Below are 21,910 nucleotides of genomic sequence, written 5' to 3'. Positions count from 1 at the left end.
GGTGGTTCCTTGGGACCACCGCTCGTGGCCGGCACCGGACCGACCGGCGCAGGGTCGTACCGTGCAGGAGGGACAGTCAGCGATGACGCAGGTTCAGGCGCCACCCGCCCGAGCGGTCACGGACCCTGTCGACGTTTCGAGCCGACCGGTGCCCCCGGCCGAGCGGCCCGGCCGTGGGCGGGTCGGCCCCGTGTTCGTCGGGCAGCTCGTCGTACTGGAGTTGTGCGTGGTCGGCGTCTGGGCCGCCACCGCCGGACCGAGCTGGGTGCTCGCCGCGGCGGGCGCCGCGGCGCTGCTGGTCGTCCTGGCGGCCTTCGCCCGTCGGGGTGGCCGTTGGTGGTTCGAGGACCTGCTGCTGCGCCGGCGGTTGCGGCGACGCGGTGAGCGGGCGTCGGCCGCGCTGGCCAGCGGCACCGCGACCGACCCGAGGTTGGCCGCGCTCGCTCCCGAGCTGAGCGTCATCGAGCTGACCGACCGAGGCACCCGGCTCGGCATCGGGCGTGACGACCAGGGCTGGTTCGCGGCCGTCGCCCTGCAGTCCGCAACCGGTGCGGCGGTCGGCTCCGTCGACGCCGCCGCTGTGGACCGCGCGCTGCGGGTGCTCACCGACTTCAGCGCCCCGGTCTCCCGGGCCCAGGTCGTCGCGCACACGTTGGTCTGGTACCCGGCACCCGGTGCGCCGCCGGCTGCCCACCGGACCGTGTGGGTGGCGGTGCGGCTCACCGTCCGGGACGCCCGGGTCGAGGCGGTGAGTCGCGGCGGTGGGCTGACCGGCGTGCACCGGACGGTGGCGGCCGGGATCGGCAGGCTCGGCAAGGCGCTGACCTCGGCGGGGCTGGCACATCGCCCGCTGGGCAGGGAGGAGCTGCGCGCGGCCATCGTCTCGGCCGCCGGTCTGGACCTGGTGCCCGAGGCGCCGGCGGAGAGTTGGCGTGGGTTGCGCGGCGGCGGTTGGACGCACCGCTGCATGGCGCTGCGGGGCCGCTTCGACGCGCCGCTCGGTCCGCTCGTGGACGCGATCACCGCGACCTCGGCACCGTCGCACACGGTGGCCGTGACCGTCTCGTCGGACGGTCGGGTGGCGGCACCGCTGCTGCGGGTAGCGGCGATGGACAACCACGTCGAGGCCCTGGTCAAGGTGGTTCGTGAGGTCGCCGGCCGGGTGGGTGCGTCCACCCGGCCGATGGACGGTCAGCACGCCCCGGGCGTCTACGCCACCGCTCCGGTCGCGTCGGCGCTGGGCGTCTCCACCGGTCTGCGGTCGCGCTGACCGGCGCGGGTCAGGGTCGGAGGTTGACGATCCAGCCGTAGAGGCCGCAGACCCAGAAGGCGAGCGGCACCAGCGCGATGATGAGCAGGATCTCGGCGATGTCGAGCAGGCGGCCCCAGACCGGCGAGATGCGCTTGCCGGCGACTGTCAGACCGTAGATCAGGCTGATCACCGCGGCGAGCACCAGCCCGCCCAGGATCAGGCCGAGCCGGACCGGCAGCGACCCACCGGCGAAGGTGGTCGCGGCGGCCAGGCCCAGACCCACGGTGCCGGCCAGCAGGACCGGGGTGCGCTGGGCCCGGCCCAGGAGGGGTCGGGCCCGCAGCAGCGCCAGCAGCGCCAGCACCAGGCACAGCAGCACCGCTGGCAGGCGTCCGTCCAGGGCCAGCACGATCTGCGCGCCCAACACCAGCAGGGACACCGTCCACAGCAGACCGGTGAGGAACTGGTCGGCGCGCTCACTCTGCTGGAGCACCTGGCGGCCGTCCACCGACTCGCTGTCGGTCTTGAGGTCCTCCGGACCGGTCGGAATCGACGGCACCGGCAGCCGGGCCAGCCGGTAGGCCATCATCGGCAGCGCCGGCACCACACCGAACGCGACAGCCGCGACCACCGCGGCGGAGGCCGCCGCGTCGAGGCCGAGGGCCAGGCAGAGCACCGCGCCCAGACCGGTGGCGGCCGCGACCCCGATCGCGGCGAAGAAGAGGGGGTACCGGTCGCCGACCGCCAACACGGCCACCGCGCCGGCCACCACCGCCGCGGTCGCCGCGAGCAGGACATGCGGACTGGCCAGGTCGGTCAGCGATCGATCGCCGGCGAGCAGCAGCAGGCCGCCGGTGGCCGCGTGCACCAGGCCGACCAGGGCCAGCACCGCGCCGATGCCGCTGTCACCGGCGGCCCTGGACAGCACCGCCGCGCCCACCAACAGCGCCACCGCGACCAGCAGCGCGGCCAGCGCGCCGGGCAGGTGCGGCGGACCGGCGAAGAGGGCGGCCAGCGCGCCGGCGCCGAACGCCGCCGCCGCGAAGACCACGGCGAAGGAGCGGGTCGCGCCGACCTGCCAGGCGCCGGGGCGCTGGTTGGTGGCTGTGGCGACCGCGTCCACCACGTCATCGAAGACGATCTCCGGCGCGGCGTCGGACCGGGGGTTGAAGTAGAGCACCTCACCGTCGCGGACGCTGAGCTGCGCCGCGGTACGACCACCGTCGAGGGGCGCACCACCCAACCGGGACAGTGCCCAGCCGCCGTGCCGCGCACCCTCGTCGGCCATGTCCTCGCCGGCGTAACGCAGCAGGGTGGGGAGCAGGTCGGCCATCGGCACGTCCGACGGCAGCGCCAGATCCATCCGGGTACGCGGAGCCACGATGGTGATCCGGCTGAGACCACCGGTCGCCGTCTTCGTCGCCACAGTGGCCTCCAGGTGTGCGTCTGTGATCGGCTGGCTGGAATGCTGCGGTACGGGTCCACCGCGCACACGGCAGATTACCTACGATGACGGCACGTACGATGCCCACCCGCGGGCGGTGTTCCGCGGGCCGCACGTCATCAGGGCCGCTTCTGGGGAGGAGACAGCCGTGAGCACTGTGGTGTTCCGCCGGCTCCCGCGTCAGCCGGGGCCGGCCCTGCCGCGCGGCGAGGTGCTGCTGGAGTCGCCTCCCGAGCTGCCCGAGCCGACGCCCCGCGGGATGGGGCAGCTGCTCATGATCCTGCCGATGTTCTGCGGGGTCGGCGCCATGGCGTTCCTCTACGCCGGCAAGGGCGGCGGCATGATGACCTACGTCGCCGGTGGTCTGTTCGGTGTCTCGATGCTCGGCATGGCGATCGGCTCGCTGGCCAACAGCGGTGGCAAGGACAAGGCCGAGCTGAACGCCGATCGCCGCGACTACATGCGCTACCTGGCGCAGATGCGCAAGCGCACCCGGCGTGCCGCCGAGCAGCAGCGGGCCGCGATGGCGTGGCGGCACCCGGAGCCCGACGCGCTCTGGTCGATTGCCGCGTCCCGGCGACTCTGGGAGCGGCGGATCACCGAGGACGACTTCGGCGAGACCCGGATCGCCCTCGGGCCGCAGCGGCTCGCCGTGGAGATCGTCCCACCGGAGACGAAGCCGGTGGAGGACCTGGAGCCGATGAGCGCCATCGCGCTTCGCCGGTTCGTCCGGGCACACTCCACGGTGCCCGACCTGCCGACGGCGCTGTCGGTGCGCGCGTTCAGCCGGGTGGTGCTGCGCGGCGACCGCGAGCCGGTGCTCGACCTGACCCGGGCGGCGCTGGGGCAGCTGGCCACCTTCCACGCACCGGACGACCTGGTGATCGCGGTGGTCGCCGCACCCGACCGGCAGTCGTCCTGGGGTTGGGTGAAGTGGCTGCCACACGCCCACCACAGCGGTCGTACGGACGCGGCCGGCGCGCGCCGGCTGGTCTTCGCCAGTCTGGCCGAGGCGGAGGCCGCGCTCGCCGCCGAGTTGGCCGGGCGGCCTCGGTTCGCGCCGGAGGCCAAGCCGCTGACCACCGCTCCGCATCTGGTGGTGGTGATCGACGGCGGGGAGATCTCGCCGACCTGCCAGCTGGTGGGTCCGGGGCTGCTCGGCGCCACAGTCATCGACCTCTCCGGGACGGTGCCGCGCGACGCCGGCCGCTGGCTGCTCTGCCTCGACGTGAATGACGGGGGATCCCTCGAACTGGTCCGGGGTAGTTCGTCGTCGACGCTGGGTAGGCCCGACCGGCTCAGCGCGGAGGCCGCCGAGGGGCTGGCCCGACAGATCGCCCCCTTCCGGCTCTCCCAGCAGCAGACCGGCGGCGACGAGCCGTTGGCCCGCAGCACGGAGCTGCCGGACCTGCTCGGCGTCGGTGACGCCGCGGCGGTGGACGTGCAGAACACCTGGCGCCCGCGTGGGCACCGCGACCGGCTGCGCATCCCGCTCGGTGTCGGCCCGGACGGCAACGTGGTCGAGCTCGACTTCAAGGAGTCGGCGCACGAGGGCATGGGCCCGCACGGTCTGGTGATCGGTGCGACCGGCTCCGGCAAGAGCGAACTGCTGCGTACCGTGGTGGCCGCGTTGGCGGTGACCCACTCGTCGGAGGAACTGAACTTCGTCCTCGTCGACTTCAAGGGCGGCGCGACCTTCGCTTCGCTGGAGGCGCTGCCGCACACCAGCGCGGTGATCACCAACCTGGCCGACGAGCTGCCGCTTGTCGACCGGATGCGCGACGCGCTCGCCGGCGAGATGGTGCGCCGGCAGGAGCTGCTGCGGGCGGCCGGCAACTACGTCTCCCGCTTCGAGTACGAGAAGGCGCGCTCGGCAGGTGAGCCGCTGGCGCCGATGCCCAGCTTGTTGATCATCTGTGACGAGTTCAGCGAACTACTCGCCGCCAAACCGGACTTCATCGACCTGTTCGTCATGATCGGCCGGTTGGGTCGGTCCCTCGGCGTGCACCTGCTGCTGGCCAGTCAGCGCCTCGAAGAGGGCAAGCTGCGGGGCCTCGACACGCACCTGTCGTACCGGATCGGTCTGCGGACGTTCTCCGCTGTGGAGAGCCGGATCGTGCTCGGCGTACCGGACGCGTACGAGCTGCCGAACGCGCCGGGCCACGGCTACCTGAAGACGGACACCAGCACCATGCTGCGGTTCCGGGCCGCGTACGTGTCGGGGGCGTACCGGGCGCCGGGGCAGCAGGCGTCCGCCTCGCAGGCGCTGGTGCAGCGCCGGATCGTGCCGTACGGTCTCGACTTCGTTCCGGTGCAGGTCCCGCAGGTGCCGGTGGCCACCGCCCCGGAGCCGGAGCAGCCTGCCGACGGCAAGGCCGTGGCGATGCTCGACGTGCTGATCGACCAGCTCAAGGGTCGGGGTCGCCCGGCCCACCAGGTGTGGCTGCCGCCGCTGGCCGATCCGCCGGGCCTCGGTGAGCTGCTCGGCCCGCTGGCTGTCGACCCCACCTACGGCCTGTGCACCGCCTCCTGGCCGGGGCGCGGGCGACTGACGGTGCCGGTCGGCGTCGTGGACCGCCCCTACGAGCAGCGCCGGGACCCGATGATGGTCGAGCTGGCCGGGGCCGGCGGCAACGTGGTCATCGTCGGTCGGTCGCTGAGCGGCAAGAGCACGATGCTGCGTACGCTGCTCGCCTCGCTGGCGCTCACGCACACGCCGCGGGAGGTGCAGTTCTTCTGCCTGGACTTCGGCGGGGGCGCGCTGCGCAGCATGGAGCGGTTGCCGCACCTGGCCGGGGTGGCTGGTCGGCGCGACGTCGAGGCGGTCCGCCGGACGGTGGCCGAGGTGGTCGCCGTCCTGGACGACCGGGAGAGTCGTTTCGCCCAGCACGGCATCGACTCGGTGGCGAGTTACCGTCGTCGCCGTGCCGCCGGTGAGTTCGCCGACGACCCGTTCGGTGACGTGTTCCTGGTGGTGGACGGGTGGAACACCCTGCGCCAGGAGTACGAGGAGCTGGAGCAGACCATCACCACGTTGGCCAACCGGGGCCTCGGCTTCGGTGTGCACGTGGTGCTCACCGCCGTCCGGTGGGCGGAGATCCGGATCAACATGCGGGATCTGCTCGGCACCAAGTTGGAGCTGCGCCTCGGTGACGCGTCGGAGTCCGAGATCGACCGTCGGGCGGCGAACAACGTGCCGGAGAAGTCGCCCGGTCGTGGCCTGACCCGGGACAAGTTGCATTTCCTCACCGCCATCTCGCGGATCGACGGCCGTCGCGACATCGACGATCTGAGCGAGGCCTCGCTGTCCCTGGCCGGGCACGTGGCGGCGAACTGGCCGGGTCGCCCGGCGCCGAAGGTGCGGTTGCTGCCGCGCCGGATGCCGGTGGCGGAGCTGGCCCGGATCATCGACAGGTCGGCGCCCGGTCTCCCGATCGGCGTCAACGAGTCGGCGCTCGCTCCGGTCTACCTGGACCTGGCCAACGAGCCGCACCTGACGGTCTTCGGTGACGCGGAGTGCGGCAAGACCAACCTGCTGCGCCTGATCGCCCGGGGGATCACCGAGCGGTACACGCCTGCGCAGGCCCGGCTGGTGATCGCCGACTACCGGCGTGGCCTGCTGGGGGCGGTGGAGGGTGACCACCTGCTCGACTACGCCCCGTCGAACCAGGCGTTCGCCCAGGGGCTCGGCTCGATCCGCAGCGCGCTGTCCAACCGACTGCCCGGCCCGGACGTGACCACCGCCCAGCTGCGTGATCGGAGCTGGTGGAAGGGTCCGGATCTCTACATCCTGGTGGACGACTACGACCTTGTGGCATCGGGTGGCAGCAACCCGCTGAGCGCTCTCCAGGAGTTGTTGCCGCAGGCCCGCGACATCGGTCTGCACCTGATCGTCACGCGTCGCGTCGGTGGTGTGTCCAGGGCGCTCTACGAGCCTGTGCTGCAACGGCTTCGCGAGTTGGACTCTCCGGGCCTGCTGATGTCCGGCAACCGGGAGGAGGGCGCGGTCTTCGGCACGTTGCGGCCGAGCCCGCAACCGCCCGGTCGGGGCACCCTGGTGCGCCGTCGCGATGGCCAGCAGCTGATTCAGACCGCCTGGTCCGAGCCGGCCTGAGCGCTGTCGTTCGTTCGGCAGGGGTGGTGGGCCTTTCCGGCCCGATTCACCACCATCCATCGAACGTCGCCGGTCAGGGCTGCGAGGGCTGGACCCGTTCCGCTACGGTCTTCACAGGAGTGTCCGTCGGTGGGGTGTTGCTGCCTTGCCGCGGGGGAGGATGCGGCGAAGCCGCCACCACAACAGACGGAAGGGTGTGAAGCATGGCGTTCGAGGTCGAAGCTGCGACTCTGCATACCGCCGCGAGTGACGTGCGGTCCACGCGCAGCGAGGTCGACGGCGAGCTGAAGAAGCTGTGGAACGTGGTCGACGACCTGGCCATCGCGTGGAAGGGTCAGGCGTCCACGGGCTTCCAGTCGCTGATGACGCGCTGGAACGAGGACACCGTCAAACTGCTGACGGCGATGGACAGCATCGCTGACCTGCTCGACAAGTCGGGTACGACGCACCAGGTCAACGACGAAGAGCAGCAGCAGATGCTGGACAAGTTCCACTCTGCTCTCAACCCGTGATCCGTAGCCGGCAGAGGAGGAAATCGTGACGATCAAAGTTGACTATGCGGTCCTCGAGAGCAGCAACCAGCAGATGCAGGCCATCTCGAAGACTCTTGAGGAGAAGCTTGACACGCTGCGGTCGATGCTGACCAAGCTGCACTGGGACGGCGAGGACCGGGTTGCCTACGAGCAGCACCAGGCGAAGTGGGACGCGGCGGTCCGGGACATCAACCGGATCCTGAACGAGATCGGTGGTGCCGTGGGCATCGCCCGCGAGAACTACCTCACCACGGAGATGAGCAACTCCAAGGTGTGGAGCTGAGGCATTCGCACGAGCGGCTCCGGTCCGGTTCGCCCGGCCCGGAGCCGCTCTGTGTCTGGTGTTGGCGGACGTAACAGTCGGCGGACGTAACCGTCGGCACCGGGCTGCGGTGCGCCGCTCAGCCGGCAGTTGGTGCGTCGGTGCGTCGGCCGGGGCGCCAGTCGCGTCGGCGGCCAAGGGTCATGATCGGTCGCGCGACCAGCAGCAGCATGGCGAGTAGCCCGCCGATGACCGCCGCCCAGATCGCTGTGGGGCGCTGCCAGCTCAGCGGGTCATCCCGCACGGCGGGCGCCGGGAGCACGCCGGCCGGAGGGTTCGCCCGGCTGCCCAGCAGGCTCGACACCGCCCGGTACGGGTTGACCATTCCGTGGCCGATGTCGGCGTTCTGGCCCTCGGGTGGGTTGTCCGCTGTGCGTTTCAGCCGGTCCGCGACCTGCTGCGGGTCGAGACTGGGGTAGGCGGCCCGGACCAGCGCGGCCACTCCCGAGACGTACGCGGCGGCGTAGCTGGTGCCGCCCTCCGGCACGGTGCGGTAGCCGCTGTTTCCGGGTGCCGGCCCGACGATGTTCATGCCGGGTGCGGCGATGTCGACGTAGTCGCCGCTGATCGAGGTGCCGACGTGGCCGCCCTGCTCGTCCACCCCGCCGACCGCTATCACCCCCGGGTACGCGGCCGGGTAACCCGGCAGGTTCTGCGAATCTTCCGACCGGTTGCCCGCGGCGGCGACCAGCACCACCCCTTTATCCAGCGCGCGCTCGACGGCCGCCGTCAGTTCGGGGCGGGGAATTGTGGTCAGGGACAGGTTGATCACGTCGGCGCCCTGCCCGACCGCCCAGTCGATGGCCGCGGCGATCTCCGCCGGGAGTTGCGGGTTGTTGACCGCGCCGAGCTGCGGCAGAACCCGGATCGGCAGGATGCGGGCGGCCGGGGCGATGCCGCTGAAGGGGACGACGGTGCCCTCCCGGCCCGCGATGATGCCCGCGATCAGCGTGCCGTGCCCGGCCTCGTCGCACTGACCCTGTCGGGCCGGCAGGCCGTTGAAGTCGCGCCCTTCGAGCACCTGCCCCTTGAGGAGCGGGTGGGCGGCGGAGACTCCGGAGTCGATCACGGCGACCGTGATCCCGGCGCCCCGGGACAGCGGCCACGCCGAGGACGGCTCCAGCCGGCGGAGCGCCCACGGCAACTGGGTCAGGCTGTCGGTGCCGATGGGACCGCAGAGGGGCGGCGCGGCGGTCGCGGGGGAGGGTGCCACCAGGCCGGCGCCGAGCAGGACCGCCAGCGTTCCACTGAGGACGCCGCGAAGGGCACGGCGGGACGGGGTCGCGCTCAACGGCGGGCATTCGCGCACCCGCAAAGGTTACCGCCGTGACCGTCGGTCGGCGGGCCCCGGTGACCACTGTCAGGCCCGGGGCTCTGCCTTCGCTGTGGAGTCATCGGCGAAGAGCGCGAGCAGGTCGCCGACCTGCCGGTCGGCCTCGGCGGGGTGCCGGAACCGGCCGGCCGGGTTGAGGGTGTATTCGTTGCGTCGCCCGACCCGGGTGCGGTGCAGGTACCCGCCCGCCTCCAGGTCGGCGACGATCGCCTGCGCGGCCCGTTCGGTCACGCCGACCTCGGCCGCGACGTCGCGCAGCCGGGCGGTCGGATCGCGGGCGATGGCCAGCAGGACGTGCCCGTGATTGGTGAGGAACGTCCAGTTCCGCCCGCCGCCGGTGTCGTCCGTCACCGTGCTCGCCATCGTGTGACCGCCTTTCCGGATGTCCGTCTGCCCTCGCGAGAGTCTGGTCCGCCCCGCCCCGGGAAGGTTGCCCAGGGGGTGGCCGGAGTCAACGTATGAAATCTAAATCACGCATACCTTGACGCATCTTACGGTGCGTGTGACGGTGGAGCACGAGCCAGCGCCCGCCGCCCGGCCGGCGGAGAGCCGGTTTGACCAGGTCAGATGCGTCGAGACGAGGTGCGGGATGAGTCATACCGGGAGCTCCGGCGGTCAGCCGGGTCCGCAGCGGACCACCGACCGGGCCGCCGCGCTCAGCGAGCCGACCCGGGCGTACGCCGAGTTGGTCGCCGGCAACCGGCGCTTCGTCGACGGCGCCCCACGCCACCCCAACCAGGATGCCGGGCACCGGGCCGCCGTGGCCGACGGGCAACACCCGTTCGCGGTGATCGTCGGCTGCTCCGACTCGCGGCTGGCTGCCGAGATCATCTTCGACCGGGGCTTGGGCGACCTGTTCGTGGTTCGCACCGCCGGGCACACCGCCGGTCCCGAGGTGCTCGGCAGCGTCGAGTACGCGGTGACAGTCCTCGGCACCCCGCTGGTGGTGGTGCTCGGCCACGACTCCTGCGGTGCGGTGCAGGCCGCCCGGGAGTCCGCCTCGACCGGTACCGCGCCGAGTGGCCATCTGGGCGCGGTGGTCGACGCCGTGCTGCCCAGTCTGCGCCGAGCCGCCGCCGAGGGCGTGGACGACATCGACGGCATCGTCGACATCCACATCGCACAGACCGTCGAGACGTTGCTCGGGCAGTCGCCCGTGCTGGCCGACGCGGTGGCGCAGGGGCGGTGCGCGGTGGTGGGTGTGTCCTACCGGCTGGCCGCCGGAGCGGTGCGCCCGGTGGCCGCCGTGCCGGCCGGCCTGGCGGCGTTGGAGACCGCGCCCTCGACCGACCCGGCCGCGCCTGCCACCGTCTGACGCGTCGAGGGCCGCTCCGCCTCACGCGGAACGGCCCTCGACGGGAATCGTGCGGGTCAGAGCAGCGACATGTGGACGTGGTCGGTGTGGTTCGACGGCCCGCTGTACGAACTCCAGCCGGTGGCCGGGAACCAGATCTGCCGGTTCCAGATCACGTAGTAGATGCCGAGCCGGTCGGCGTTACGGATGAGGAACGCGGCAACGTTGTTGCCGTACGTCCGGGTGTCGTTGTTGTGCCACGGGGAGAATCCGCTCTTCTGCAGCGACCAGTCGCAGGCGCGCCCCTTGGGGTGCTCCCACGGCCCGCCGGGGCGGTAGCAGCCGACGAACCGGTTGAAGCCGGCCGCCTTGACCTCCTTGTACGCGTGCAGCGTGCGCGGCGTGATGCAGCCGGACGTGGTGGGGTCATTCTCGCTGCACGACTGGGGCTTCCAGTCACCGTCGGCGGTGCGACCCGGGCCGATCTTCGCGACCTTGGAGGTGGCGTCCACCAGGCCGCCGGTGAAGCCCTTGCCGCCGACGAGGGAGAGCGCCTTGTCGGCCTCGCTCTTGCGCTTCGCCATCAGGGCGGTCTGCTTCTGCTGCTCCCGGACCTCGGTGTCGAGGGCCAGCTTCGCCTGCTCGGCGCGGGCCTTCACCTCGTTGACCTCGGAGAGCTTCTTCTCGTTGACCATGTTCATCTCGTCGAGCATCCCGGCGCGTTGGACGAACGAGTCGGGAGCCTCGCTCTCCAGCAGCATCGCGACCGCGCCGATCCGGCCGGTCCGGTACGCCTGGGCGGCGATCTGCCCGACCTGCGGGGCCAGGGCGTCCAGGTCGGCCTTGGCGCGGTTGACCTCCGCCGCCAACTCGCCCTGCCGCTTCTTGGACTTGTCCAGCTTGGACTTTGCGGCGGAGTAGTCGCGGTTGGCCTGCTCGATGACGTCGTTGAGCAGCTTGGGCTCGCCGTCCTCCTCGTGCCCGGACGGTGTGGGGTTCGTCGGGGCGGCGTGCGCCGGGAGCGGCCCGGCGAGCACTGTCAGTGCGGCGATCACGGCCACCACGGGTGTCAACCAGCGGCGTAGGGGTGCCGTCACAATGTTCCCTTCCGTCGACCGCCGACCGGGTTAGCTGACGGGTTCGGGGCGGAAGTGGCCCCTACCGCTGACGCGGATTCACCCCAGGCACCTGGGTCCCCGGCTCGCCGGTTGGCGATTGGGCGGTGGCACCGCAGGCGCCGCTTCGCGCCTTCATCGGTAACCGGCAGCGAGGTTACCCGAGAGTCGACCGCCTGAGCTACGCCTGGATGCCGACCAAAAGCGTCATTTCGCCATAGCGTTGAGTGACCAGTGACGCGGTTCTCAGGGTGGATGCCCGATCTGGTCACGCTGAGGAGTGTCACCATGTCGTATCCGTGCTCCTGTTCGGCTCCGGCCACCGGTCGGTGGCCTCGGATGGGGGTGCGGTCCGCGTCCGGTCCGGCTCGTCGGAGCCGGCCGTTCGCGGTGAGCTGAGTGCGGCCAGTGCCTCGCTGCGGTCCGGCTTGGGCCGGGGCGCGGGAGCGTCGGTGGACGCCACGGCAGCGCTGCGCCCGGCGGCGGTCACCACAGCGGCCAGCCCGGTGGTCAGCGGCACGGCGGCGATCAGACCGAGGGTGGCGACAGCGCTGCGGACGATCTCCTGCGCGAGGAACTCACTGGTGAGAATCTGCCCGATCGGCCGCGCGTCGGCGGTGAGCAGGAGCAGCAGGGGCAGTGACGCGCCCGCGTACGCCAGCACGATGGTGTTGACAGTGGAGGCGATGTGCGCGCGGCCGACCCGGGTGGCGGCACGGTACAGCTGCAACCGGGTCAGCCCGGGGTTGGCGTTCGCCAGCTCGGTGACGGTGGCCGCCTGGGTGACAGTCACGTCGTCGAGCACCCCGAGCGAGCCGATGATGATTCCGGCGAGCAGCAGACCGTGCAGGTCCACGTCGCCCTGGAACATCGACAGGGTGGTGGCGTCTTCGCTGCCGAACCCGGTGAGGTGGGTCGCGGCGGTGGCGATGGTGGCGAGCACGCCGGTCAGCACCAGGCTGCCCAGGGTGCCGAGCACCGCGACCGAGGTCTGCGCGGTGACCCCGTGGGTCAGATAGAGCACCACGAACATGATCAGGGCCGCCCCGACCACCGCCACCAGCAGTGGTGACCTGCCCGCGCTGATGCCCGGCAGCACGAAGGTGAGCAGGATGGCGAAGCTGGCGGCCAGCCCGGCGAGCGCTGCCAGACCTCGCCACCGCCCGAACGCGACGATCGCGGCCGCGAAGACCACCGCCAGCCACACCATCGGGGTGCCGCGTTGGTGCTCGGCGATGTTCCAGTTGCTGGTGGTGGGATCAACCGGATCGGCCAGCTGGACCAGGACGACCTCGTCGCCGACCTCGACCCGGGGTGCGCCGGGCCCGTCGGGCACCGGAGTCCGTACCTGCTGGCCGGCGGTCGGACCGTCGTCGACCCGGACGTCGACGGTGCCGCACCGTCCGTCGCCCACCCTCGGTGTGCCCTCCGGAACCGACGGCACCGGCGGGCACGGCTCGCTCACCACCCGGGTGACGGTGCCGGGGTAGCGCGGCACGTCCGCACCACCATCGGTCTGCGGTGACCCGCCGCGCGGCCAGAGCAGCACCGCGGCCAGCACTGTGGCGACGAAGAGGGGTACCACAGTCACGACGAGGATCCGTCGCACCCGTGGTGGGGCGGGCGGAGCGGGGTGAGTGTGGTCGGCGGCCAAGGCGAGTCTCCCAACGGTCCGGTGCGGGATACGGGTCAGCGGGCCGGGCGGTTCACAGTTGCTGTGGAAACGCGGCGGACGGCGGGGCGGATCGCTGCCTGACGACCGCCTGATCACGGACGGTCAGTGCTCGGCCCGGTCGGCCGGGGGCGACGCCATGACGTGGCGCCGCCGGTGCCCGACTGTGCAGCGGCATTCGGAGAGCCATCGTGGGAGATGCTAGCCAGCCCTCCCGGGGGTCGCAGGTCGTGGCGGAGTGTCGGGTGGCCGAACCGCTCGCGCGGCGGTCTCCGGGGCGGCATGTTGGAGCCATGCCCGCTCCGACACCGCCCGATCCTGACCGACCGCGACGCGCCGAACCCATGCCCGACGACAAGCACTCCGGGCACGACCAGCACGACAAGCACGCCGGACACGATCCGGCGATGTTCCGCCGCCGGTTCTGGGTCTGCCTGGTGTTGACCGTCCCGGTGGTGCTGACGAGTCATCTCGTGTCGGGTCAGCTGGGCCTGGCCGGGGACGACGGCGTCCCCGGCCAGGACTGGGTGGGGCCGGTGCTCGGCTCGGTGGTGTTCTGGTGGGGCGGTTGGCCGTTCCTGGTCGGTGCGGTACGGGAGGTCCGGGACCGGGCGCCCGGGATGATGCTGCTGGTCGCGATGGCGATCACCGTTGCGTACGCCGCGTCCCTGGCGACCAGCGTCGGGGCCTTCGACCTGGACTTCTGGTGGGAGTTGGCCGCGCTGGTCACCATCATGCTGCTCGGGCACTGGCAGGAGATGAAGGCCATCGGGCAGGCCCGGGGAGCCCTGACGGCGCTGGCCGCGCTGTTGCCGGACGAGGCCGAACGGGTGACGGCGGACGGGCGGATCGAGGCGGTGCCGGTGACGGGTCTGCGGATCGGCGACGTGGTGCTGGTCCGACCGGGAGGTCGGGTGCCGGCGGACGGCCAGGTCGTCGAGGGCGCCGCCGAGCTGGACGAGTCGATGATCACCGGGGAGTCGCGGCCGGTCGCCAGGTCGACGGGCGACCGGGTGGTGGCCGGCACCGTCGCCACCGACTCGGCCGTCCGGGTGCGCGTCGAGGCGCTGGGTGAGCAGACCGCCCTCGCCGGCATCCAGCGCATGGTCGCGCAGGCCCAGGCTTCCGGTGGACGGGCCCAACTGTTGGCCGACCGGTTCGCCGCGGCGCTGTTCTACCTGGCCACCGGCACCGCCGTGCTGACGGTGCTGGTCTGGACCGCGCTCGGCCAGCCGGACGAGGCGGTGGTCCGTGCGGTCACCGTCCTGGTGATCGCCTGCCCGCACGCGCTGGGTCTCGCCATCCCGCTGGTCGTGGCGCTCTCCACAGCGCTCGCCGCGCGGTCCGGCATTCTGGTCAAGGACCGGTTGGCACTGGAGCGGATGCGGACCGTCGGCGCGGTGCTCTTCGACAAGACCGGCACGCTGACCAGGGGCGAGCACGGCGTGACCGACCTGGTGACGGCGTCCGGCGTCGAGCGGGACGAGGTGCTGCGGATCGCGGCCGGTGTCGAGTCGGAGAGCGAACATCCGCTGGCCCGGGCGATAGTGGCGGCGGTCGGGAGCGCCGGCCCGGCCCGGGCCGCCGGGTTCCGGTCGCTGCCGGGCCGGGGTGTGCAGGCGACGATCGACGGTACGCAGTACGCGGTGGGCGGGCCGGCGCTGCTGCGCGAGCGGGGCCTTCCGGTCCCGGCAGAGCTGGAGGCCGCGACCGGGCGGTGGTCGGCGCGGGGTGCCGCGGTGTTGCACCTGGTGCGGCTGCCGGATGCCGTGCTCGGTGCGTTCGCGTTGACTGACGAGGTGCGTCCGGAGGCCCGGCGTGCCGTCGACGAGCTGCGTGCCGAGGGTGTCCGCACCATCGCCATGATCACTGGTGACGCCCGGTCGGTGGCCGAGGCGGTCGCCGCCGACCTCGGTTTCCGACCTGGCGTCGACGAGGTCTTCGCCGAGGTGTTGCCGGCGGAGAAGGACGACCGGGTGGCCGAGCTTCAGCGGCGGGGGTTGGTGGTGGCGATGGTCGGTGACGGGGTGAACGACGCGCCGGCGCTGGCCCGGGCGGACGTGGGCATCGCGATCGGCGCGGGCACCGATGTGGCGATCGAGTCCGCCGGGGTGGTGCTGGCATCCTCGGACCCGCGCGGGGTGGGGGCAGTGCTCCGGCTGTCCCGGGCGTCGTACCGGAAGATGCGACAGAACCTGGCCTGGGCGGCCGGGTACAACGTGGTGGCGCTGCCGCTGGCCGCCGGGGTGCTGGCCTGGTCCGGCGTGGCGTTGAGCCCGGCGCTGGCCGCGGTGCTGATGTCGGCGTCCACCATCGTGGTGGCGCTCAACGCGCAGTTGCTGCGCAGGGTCCGCCTCGGCGCTGCGCCGGACTGAGCGCGGTCAGCCGCGCTTCATGAGCCGACCGACCGCCGCCATCATCTCGGTGGCCATCTCGTCGGCCCGGCCTTCGGCGGCGCCCTCGTGCATGCAGTGCCGGGCGTGCCCGTCGAGCAGCCCGAGGGCCACCTTGTCGAGGGCGGCCTGGATGGCGGAGATCTGGGTGAGCACGTCGATGCAGTAGCGGTCGTCGTCGACCATCTTCTCGATGCCCCGGACCTGCCCCTCGACGCGGCGGAGCCGCGCGAGCAGCTGGTCCTTGCTGGCGGTGTATCCGCGGATCGGGGTGGGTGCGGTCATGCCGACCAGGATAGCGTACCCCCAGGGGGTATGGTACGGTCGGCTCTGTTGAGATACCCCCACCGGGTACCGGTACCGCGAAGGAGACGATCCGATGGTCAACACGACGTATCAGGTGCAGGGCATGACCTGTGGGCACTGCGTCAGCGCGGTGAGCGCCGAGGTCGGCGCCATCGCGGGGGTGCGTGACGTCCAGGTCGACCTGGCGGCCGGCCGGGTCACCGTCAGCAGCGATCAGCCGCTGGACACCGCTGCCGTCCGAGCCGCCGTCGACGAGGCCGGCTACGACCTCGTCGACGCGTGATCGGCGGGCCGGCGTGCGCACCGTGACGAGACTCGCCGGGTTCGCCGTCGGCCTGGCGGCTGTCTTCGGCGCCACCTACGGGATCGGCAGGGTCGCCGACACCGCCCCGGTCGCCGAGAGCCGGCACGACGATGCCACCACCACCCCGACGGCTGACGAACGGGGCGGGACGGGCGATCGGCTCCCCGGCGGGCTGCTCGTCTCCGAACACGGCTACACCCTCGAACCGGTCGACGCCCCGGCCGGCGAGTTCGCCTTCCGGATCGCCGGCCCGGACGGCCGCCCGGTCACCCGGTACGACGTGGCGCACGACAAGCAGATGCACCTGATCGTCGCCCGTCGGGACCTCTCCGGCTTCCGCCACGTCCACCCCGAGCTGGCCCCGGACGGCACCTGGCGGGTCGACACCCCGCTGGCCGGCCCCGGGCAGTGGCGGGCGTTCGCCGACTTCACCCCGACCGGGGGTGAGCCGCTGACCCTCGGCGTGGACGTGACAGTCCCCGGCGAAATGATCGAACGGCCGCTGCCCGCCCCGGCGACCAGCACCACGGTCGACGGCTACACGGTCACCCTGACCGGAGCGCCGCAGCCCGGCCGCACGTCGTCGCTGACGCTGACCGTCAGTCGGGACGGGCAGCCGGTCACCGACCTGGAGCCCTACCTGGGCGCGTACGGGCACCTGGTGGCACTGCGCCGTGGTGATCTGGCCTACCTGCACGTGCACCCGGACGGGACGCCCGGCGATGGGCGCACCCGACCCGGACCGGCCGTCACCTTCCTCGCCGAGGTGCCCTCGACCGGCAGCTACCGGCTCTACCTCGACTTCCAACACGGTGGGCGGGTGCACACCGCCGAGTTCACAGTGGTCGCCGACGCCGCCCCGACCGGCGACGCCCCCACTCCGAGCGGGCCCGCACCGACCGGCGGGGCCGACCACGGCACCCCCGGGCACGGACACAACTGACGGGACCAGACGATGACCATCACCAGCAGACCCCTGCCCGAGGCGCCCAACCGGATCGAACTGGCGATCGGCGGGATGACCTGCGCCGCGTGCGCCGCCCGGATCGAGAAGAAGCTCAACCGGATGGACGGGGTGAGCGCCACAGTCAACTACGCCACCGAGAAGGCGACCGTCCGGTACGCCGACGGCATCACGCCGGACGACCTGATCGGGACCGTGCAGAAGACCGGTTACACGGCGGCGCTGCCGGCCCCGCCCAGCGCGGAGCCCCCGGTGGACCCGTTGCGGGGGCCGCGTACCCGGCTCTGGGTGTCGGTGGCCCTGAGCGTGCCGGTGGTGCTGCTGGCAATGGTCCCGGCCTGGCAGTTCGACTACTGGCAGTGGTTGTCGCTGACCCTGGCCGCCCCGGTGGTGGTCTGGGGTGGGCTGCCGTTCCACCGGGCCGCCTGGACCAACCTGCGGCACGGTGCGGCCACCATGGACACCCTGGTGTCGCTCGGCACCCTGGCCGCGTTCGGTTGGTCGCTCTGGGCGCTCTTCCTCGGTGACGCGGGGATGCCCGGCATGACGCACCCGTTCCGCTTCGACATCACCCGTACCGACGGCGCCGGCAACATCTACCTGGAGGCGGCCGCCGGGGTCACAGTGTTCATCCTGGCCGGTCGCTACTTCGAGGCCCGTTCCAAGCGGACCGCCGGCGCCGCCCTACGCGCCCTGCTCGACCTCGGCGCCAAGGACGTGACAGTGCTGCGTGACGGCGTGGAGACCCTGATCCCGGTGGACCGGCTCGCCGTCGGTGACCGGTTCGTGGTCCGCCCCGGGGAGAAGATCGCCACCGACGGAGTGGTCGACGAGGGCACCTCCGCCGTCGATGCCAGCATGCTCACCGGTGAGTCGGTTCCGGTCGAGGTCGCCCCGGGTGACGGCGTGGTCGGCGCCACGATCAACGCGGGTGGGCGGCTCATCGTCACCGCCACCCGGGTCGGCGCGGACACCCAGCTAGCCCGGATGGCCGACCTGGTGGAGCAGGCGCAGAGCGGCAAGGCGGCCGTGCAGCGGCTGGCGGACCGGATCTCCGGGGTCTTCGTTCCGATCGTCATCACCATCGCCGTCGGCACGCTCGGCTGGTGGCTCGGCAGCGGGGCCGGCCCGACCGCCGCGTTCACCGCCGCCGTGGCCGTGCTGATCATCGCCTGTCCGTGCGCGCTCGGCCTGGCCACCCCGACGGCGCTACTGGTCGGCACCGGTCGGGGCGCCCAGCTCGGCGTGCTGATCAAGGGCCCGGAGGTGCTGGAGTCGACCCGCCGGGTGGACACCGTGGTGCTCGACAAGACGGGCACCGTGACGACCGGCCGGATGACAGTGGTGGACGTGGTGCCGGCGAGCGGTGTGGACCGGGCCGAGCTGCTCCGGCTCGCCGGGGCGGTGGAGGCCGCCTCCGAGCATCCGATCGCCCGTGCGGTCGCGGCCGCTGCCACCGACGCGGGCGCGCTGCCCCCGGTGACCGCCTTCGGCAACCTCGAAGGGCTGGGGGTGACCGGAACTGTCGACGGGCGCTCCGTGCTGGTCGGCCGGGTCCGGCTGCTGCGCGAGCGTGAGCTCGACGTACCGCCGGAGGTCGAGTGGGCAGTGCGCGACGCCGAGGCTGCCGGCCGTACGCCGATCGTCGCCGGCTGGGACGGACGGGCCCGGGGTGTGCTCACTGTCGCCGACGTGGTCCGGCCGACCAGCCGGGCGGCGGTGGCTCGGCTGCGCGGGCTGGGGCTGACTCCGGTCCTGCTGACCGGGGACAACAGCACAGTTGCTCGCGCGGTCGCCGCCGAGGTGGGCGTCGACGAGGTGATCGCCGAGGTGCTGCCGGCCGGGAAGGTCGACGTGATCAAGCGGCTCCAGGCCGAGGGGCGATCGGTGGCGATGGTCGGTGACGGGGTCAACGACGCCCCGGCGCTGGCCCAGGCCGACCTGGGGCTGGCCATGGGTACCGGCGCCGACGTGGCGATCGAGGCGGCCGACCTCACCCTCGTCCGGGGCGACCTGGACGCCGCTGTGGACGCCATCCGGTTGTCCCGCCGGACGCTCGGCATCATCCGGGGCAACCTGTTCTGGGCGTTCGGCTACAACGTGGCGGCGCTGCCGTTGGCCGCCGCCGGGCTGCTCAACCCGATGATCGCCGGCGCCACGATGGCGCTGTCCTCGGTCTTCGTGGTGGCCAACAGCCTGCGCCTGCGTCGCTTTCGTCCGGCCGCTGCCGATCTGTGACGACGGTAATGGTTGGGCCGGTGCCGGCGGGGGTACCTCTGTTGTCGTAGCGACGCTTGCAATGGAGGTTGGCAATGGGATTCGACGACAAGATCAACAACGCCACCGAGGACGCGACCGGCAAGCTGAAGGAAGGCGCCGGCCGGGCCACCGACAACGAGCAGTTGGAGGCGGAGGGTCGCGCTGACCAGTCCACCGCCAAGCTCAAGCAGGCGGGCGAGAAGATCAAGGACGCCTTCAAGAGCTGACGTACGACGTAACCCGCACGCCGGGCCGGTGATCATCACCGGCCCGGCGTGCTGTGTGTCGGGACTCTTTCGCCGACCCTGAGATCCCCCTGATTCCACCCGCGTCCCGCACCGCGGCGCGCCGGCACCTGCTAACTTTCCTTGGCATGTGCAAGGGCTGGTTATGAGCGCCGCCTCACCGCCGACCGGCGACGACCTGGTCCGGGTGCTGGCCACCCTGGCCAACCCGCACCGGCTGCGGGTCGTCGCCGCGTTGGCCCGGGAACGTGCGTACGTCAGCGGGCTGGCCCGGCAACTGGGCATCAGCCGGGCGCTGTTGCAGGTCCACCTACGGAAGCTGGCGGCGGCCGGGCTGGTCACCGCCCGCCTGGAGTTGTCGGAGGACGGGAAGGCCATGAACTACTACGAGGTGGAGCCGTTCGTGCTCACACTCACCCCCGCGGTCATCGCGGCCGCGGTCGAGACGCTGACGGTGCCCGACTCGGGCGAGCAGCCGGGAGCACAGCGATGAGCGAGCACGACTGGACCGAGGTGGTCGGCGCGATCGGCATCTTCGCCTTCCTGATCAGCGTGGTCACGGTGACCGTCGTGCAGCTCGCCAAGACCCGGCGGGCCCGGTACGAGGCGGACCGGGCGGACGACTACCGCCGGCTCGCCGAGACGGCCGCTCAGGCCCAGGCGGACAACGCCCGACTGCTCGCGGCGATGGACGGCCGGTTGGGCGGGATGGAGACCCGGATGACCACGCTCGAACGCGTCCTGCGCGAGGTCGACTGACCCGGCGGACGAGAGGCCCCGGGCCGCCGAGCGGCTACTCGACGGCCCGGGTGGAAGCAGCATCACCTCGCCCAGTGGGCGAGTTTCACAGGCAACGCTCCTTCGAGGAGAGGACAGCACCTCATGCTGCGCGTACGCAAATCCGCAGTCGGCTGGGCGGTCGCCCTGGCCCTGACGGCCACCGGCCTGACCCCGGCGAGCCCGGCCGCCGCCCGACCACAACCCGCCCCGACGATCGACTGGCGGCCGTGCGCCGAGGACAGCAGCGCCGAGTGCGGCACCCTGTCGCTGCCCGTGGACTGGGACCGACCCCGAGGTGAGCGCTTCGACCTGTCGCTGGCCCGCCGGGTCGCCAAGCCGGCCACCCGGCAAGGCGCGTTGGTGTTCGGCCCCGGCGGGCCGGGCGACAGCGGGGTCGATCGGGTGGTGAACGGCAGCTCCCGGTTCAGCGCCGACCTGCGGGCCCGGTTCGACATCGTCAGCTTCGACCCACGCGGTACCGGCGACAGCCACCCAGTGGTCTGCGCCCGGGACCTGCTCGCCCGGCAACCACAACTGGTCGCCGACCAGGCCCAGTTCGACGCCACGCTGGCCAACAACGCGCTGCTGCGCGCCGACTGCCGGGCCCGCACCGGGACGCTCTACGACCACGTCGACACCACCAGCGCCGCCCGCGACCTGGACGCGGTCCGCGCCGCGCTCGGCGAGCGGCAGTTGACCTTCCACGGCAGCTCGTACGGCACAGTGCTCGGGCAGCGTTACGCCGAGCTGTACCCCGACCGGGTCCGGGCCATCGTGCTGGAGGCCGCCATGGACCACAGCCTCGGCACCCGCGCCTTCCTGGACACCCAGGCCGCCACCGCCGAGGGCGCGTTCGACGAGTTCCTGGCCTGGTGTGACCGCTCGGCCGACTGCGTCCTGCACGGTCGCGACGTCCGGGCCAGCTGGGCCGGGCTGCACGCCCGGGCCGAGCGTGGCTCGCTGACCGACCCGGACCAGGCCGGGGCCGCGCTCGCCCCGTTCGAGCTGAGCCGCCTCGCCCACAAGAAGCTCTACGACACCTGGCGGTGGCCGGGGCTGGCCGAGTGGATCCTCCGACTGGAGGGCACCGCCACCACGCCGAGCGTCCGCCCGTTGGCGGACGAGGCCGTGGCTCCGTACCCCTTCGCGGTTTTCTGCCAGGACTGGAGCCTGCCGGTGCGCGACTACCGCGAGTACGTCGGACATCTGCGCCGGGCGGCCCGGCTCGCGCCGGACCTGCGCTACCCGCCGGCGCTGTTCGCGCTGGTCACCTGCCTGGGCTCCCCGACGCCGGTGGCCAACCCGCAGCATCGGCTACTGGTGCACACCGACGTGCCGCTGCTGGTTGCCGCCACGGTGCACGACCCGGCGAGCGGCTACGACTGGGCGCGCAACGTGGTACGGCAGTTGGGTCGGCACGGCGCGCTGCTCACCTACCTGGGGTGGGGGCACGGCAGCTACAGCAGCAGCCCGTGCGTGCAACGAGTCGTCGATTCGTACCTGATCGATCAGGTGGTGCCCGCCCGGGGCGCCAGCTGCCCGGCCGTCGAACCCTGACAGCCGCTGCCGGCCGCCGGGAC

At 72.3% G+C, this 21,910-nt stretch carries 19 protein-coding genes and 1 riboswitch; of the genes, 13 read left to right on the top strand and 6 right to left on the bottom strand.

Features of this window, described 5'->3' with window-relative positions:
* Window positions 1-82: 82 nt before the first annotated feature.
* A complete protein-coding gene (locus AB0B94_RS01340; RefSeq protein ID WP_357267065.1) occupies window positions 83-1,270 on the top strand; it encodes a type VII secretion protein EccE in 1,188 nt (395 codons plus the stop codon).
* Window positions 1,271-1,280: 10 nt separating this feature from the next.
* Here AB0B94_RS01340 and eccD read toward each other — a convergent pair whose 3' ends face one another.
* Window positions 1,281-2,678 (bottom strand): type VII secretion integral membrane protein EccD, encoded by a 1,398-nt coding sequence (eccD, locus tag AB0B94_RS01335; RefSeq protein WP_357267062.1) that lies wholly within the window; start codon window positions 2,676-2,678, stop codon window positions 1,281-1,283.
* A gap of 166 nt (window positions 2,679-2,844) precedes the next feature.
* Here eccD and eccCa point away from each other — a divergent pair, with 166 nt between their 5' ends.
* The 3 genes from eccCa to AB0B94_RS01320 all read left to right on the top strand — a co-directional run bounded on the left by eccCa (window position 2,845) and on the right by AB0B94_RS01320 (window position 7,626).
* Window positions 2,845-6,810, top strand: a complete 3,966-nt coding sequence (gene eccCa, locus AB0B94_RS01330; protein WP_357267059.1) for a type VII secretion protein EccCa — start codon at window positions 2,845-2,847, stop codon at window positions 6,808-6,810.
* Between the two features lie 203 nt (window positions 6,811-7,013).
* Window positions 7,014-7,322, top strand: coding sequence for a WXG100 family type VII secretion target (locus AB0B94_RS01325; protein WP_030329557.1), 309 nt, complete (start codon window positions 7,014-7,016; stop codon window positions 7,320-7,322).
* 25 nt (window positions 7,323-7,347) lie between these two features.
* Window positions 7,348-7,626, top strand: a complete 279-nt coding sequence (locus AB0B94_RS01320; RefSeq protein ID WP_030329555.1) for a WXG100 family type VII secretion target — start codon at window positions 7,348-7,350, stop codon at window positions 7,624-7,626.
* A 118-nt stretch (window positions 7,627-7,744) separates the two neighbouring features.
* On the opposite strand, the gene mycP is transcribed toward AB0B94_RS01320, so the two are convergent.
* Complete coding sequence (gene mycP / locus AB0B94_RS01315; protein WP_357267056.1) at window positions 7,745-8,974, bottom strand: type VII secretion-associated serine protease mycosin; 1,230 nt, start codon at window positions 8,972-8,974, stop codon at window positions 7,745-7,747.
* A 51-nt stretch (window positions 8,975-9,025) separates the two neighbouring features.
* Entirely contained in the window at window positions 9,026-9,361 is a 336-nt protein-coding gene (locus AB0B94_RS01310; protein ID WP_238671334.1) for a MarR family winged helix-turn-helix transcriptional regulator, read from the bottom strand.
* 226 nt (window positions 9,362-9,587) lie between these two features.
* Between AB0B94_RS01310 and AB0B94_RS01305 the strand changes: the two genes are divergently transcribed.
* Window positions 9,588-10,313, top strand: a complete 726-nt coding sequence (locus tag AB0B94_RS01305; RefSeq protein WP_357267052.1) for a carbonic anhydrase — start codon at window positions 9,588-9,590, stop codon at window positions 10,311-10,313.
* A gap of 56 nt (window positions 10,314-10,369) precedes the next feature.
* Here AB0B94_RS01305 and AB0B94_RS01300 read toward each other — a convergent pair whose 3' ends face one another.
* Both AB0B94_RS01300 and AB0B94_RS01295 read right to left on the bottom strand, forming a co-directional pair.
* Window positions 10,370-11,389, bottom strand: a complete 1,020-nt coding sequence (locus AB0B94_RS01300) for a hypothetical protein (protein WP_357267049.1) — start codon at window positions 11,387-11,389, stop codon at window positions 10,370-10,372.
* 4 nt (window positions 11,390-11,393) lie between these two features.
* Window positions 11,394-11,524, bottom strand: a riboswitch (cyclic di-AMP (ydaO/yuaA leader).
* A gap of 166 nt (window positions 11,525-11,690) precedes the next feature.
* Window positions 11,691-13,061 carry a YibE/F family protein gene (locus AB0B94_RS01295; protein ID WP_357267046.1) on the bottom strand — a complete coding sequence of 457 codons (1,371 nt, stop codon included), beginning with the start codon at window positions 13,059-13,061 and terminating at the stop codon, window positions 11,691-11,693.
* A 362-nt stretch (window positions 13,062-13,423) separates the two neighbouring features.
* Here AB0B94_RS01295 and AB0B94_RS01290 point away from each other — a divergent pair, with 362 nt between their 5' ends.
* Window positions 13,424-15,454 carry a copper-translocating P-type ATPase gene (locus AB0B94_RS01290; RefSeq protein WP_357267043.1) on the top strand — a complete coding sequence of 677 codons (2,031 nt, stop codon included), beginning with the start codon at window positions 13,424-13,426 and terminating at the stop codon, window positions 15,452-15,454.
* A gap of 6 nt (window positions 15,455-15,460) precedes the next feature.
* Here AB0B94_RS01290 and AB0B94_RS01285 read toward each other — a convergent pair whose 3' ends face one another.
* Window positions 15,461-15,757 carry a metal-sensitive transcriptional regulator gene (locus AB0B94_RS01285; RefSeq protein ID WP_030329541.1) on the bottom strand — a complete coding sequence of 99 codons (297 nt, stop codon included), beginning with the start codon at window positions 15,755-15,757 and terminating at the stop codon, window positions 15,461-15,463.
* A 94-nt stretch (window positions 15,758-15,851) separates the two neighbouring features.
* On the opposite strand from AB0B94_RS01285, the gene AB0B94_RS01280 reads away from it, so the two are divergent.
* From AB0B94_RS01280 to AB0B94_RS01250, 7 genes are all read left to right on the top strand, one after another.
* Window positions 15,852-16,061, top strand: a complete 210-nt coding sequence (locus tag AB0B94_RS01280; RefSeq protein ID WP_357267040.1) for a copper ion binding protein — start codon at window positions 15,852-15,854, stop codon at window positions 16,059-16,061.
* Window positions 16,062-16,074: 13 nt separating this feature from the next.
* Window positions 16,075-17,025: a hypothetical protein gene (locus tag AB0B94_RS01275; protein ID WP_357267037.1), complete on the top strand. Its 951-nt coding sequence runs from the start codon at window positions 16,075-16,077 to the stop codon at window positions 17,023-17,025.
* 12 nt (window positions 17,026-17,037) lie between these two features.
* Window positions 17,038-19,284, top strand: coding sequence for a heavy metal translocating P-type ATPase (locus tag AB0B94_RS01270; RefSeq protein WP_357267034.1), 2,247 nt, complete (start codon window positions 17,038-17,040; stop codon window positions 19,282-19,284).
* Window positions 19,285-19,358: 74 nt separating this feature from the next.
* Window positions 19,359-19,532: a CsbD family protein gene (locus AB0B94_RS01265; protein WP_036410891.1), complete on the top strand. Its 174-nt coding sequence runs from the start codon at window positions 19,359-19,361 to the stop codon at window positions 19,530-19,532.
* 163 nt (window positions 19,533-19,695) lie between these two features.
* Window positions 19,696-20,043: a helix-turn-helix domain-containing protein gene (locus tag AB0B94_RS01260; protein WP_357267031.1), complete on the top strand. Its 348-nt coding sequence runs from the start codon at window positions 19,696-19,698 to the stop codon at window positions 20,041-20,043.
* Complete coding sequence (locus AB0B94_RS01255; RefSeq protein WP_238671325.1) at window positions 20,040-20,309, top strand: hypothetical protein; 270 nt, start codon at window positions 20,040-20,042, stop codon at window positions 20,307-20,309. The genes AB0B94_RS01260 and AB0B94_RS01255 overlap by 4 nt, the downstream gene beginning before the upstream one ends.
* A gap of 123 nt (window positions 20,310-20,432) precedes the next feature.
* On the top strand, window positions 20,433-21,887 hold the full coding sequence (locus tag AB0B94_RS01250) for an alpha/beta hydrolase (RefSeq protein WP_357267029.1): 1,455 nt from the start codon (window positions 20,433-20,435) through the stop codon (window positions 21,885-21,887).
* The last annotated feature ends 23 nt before the right edge of the window (window positions 21,888-21,910 follow it).

It is taken from the genome of Micromonospora sp. NPDC048986 (assembly GCF_040649335.1).
Taxonomy (GTDB): Bacteria; Actinomycetota; Actinomycetes; order Mycobacteriales; family Micromonosporaceae; genus Micromonospora; species Micromonospora alfalfae.
The sequence above is the reverse complement of the archived record's forward strand: the minus strand, read 5'-3'. Positions and strand labels throughout refer to the sequence as shown.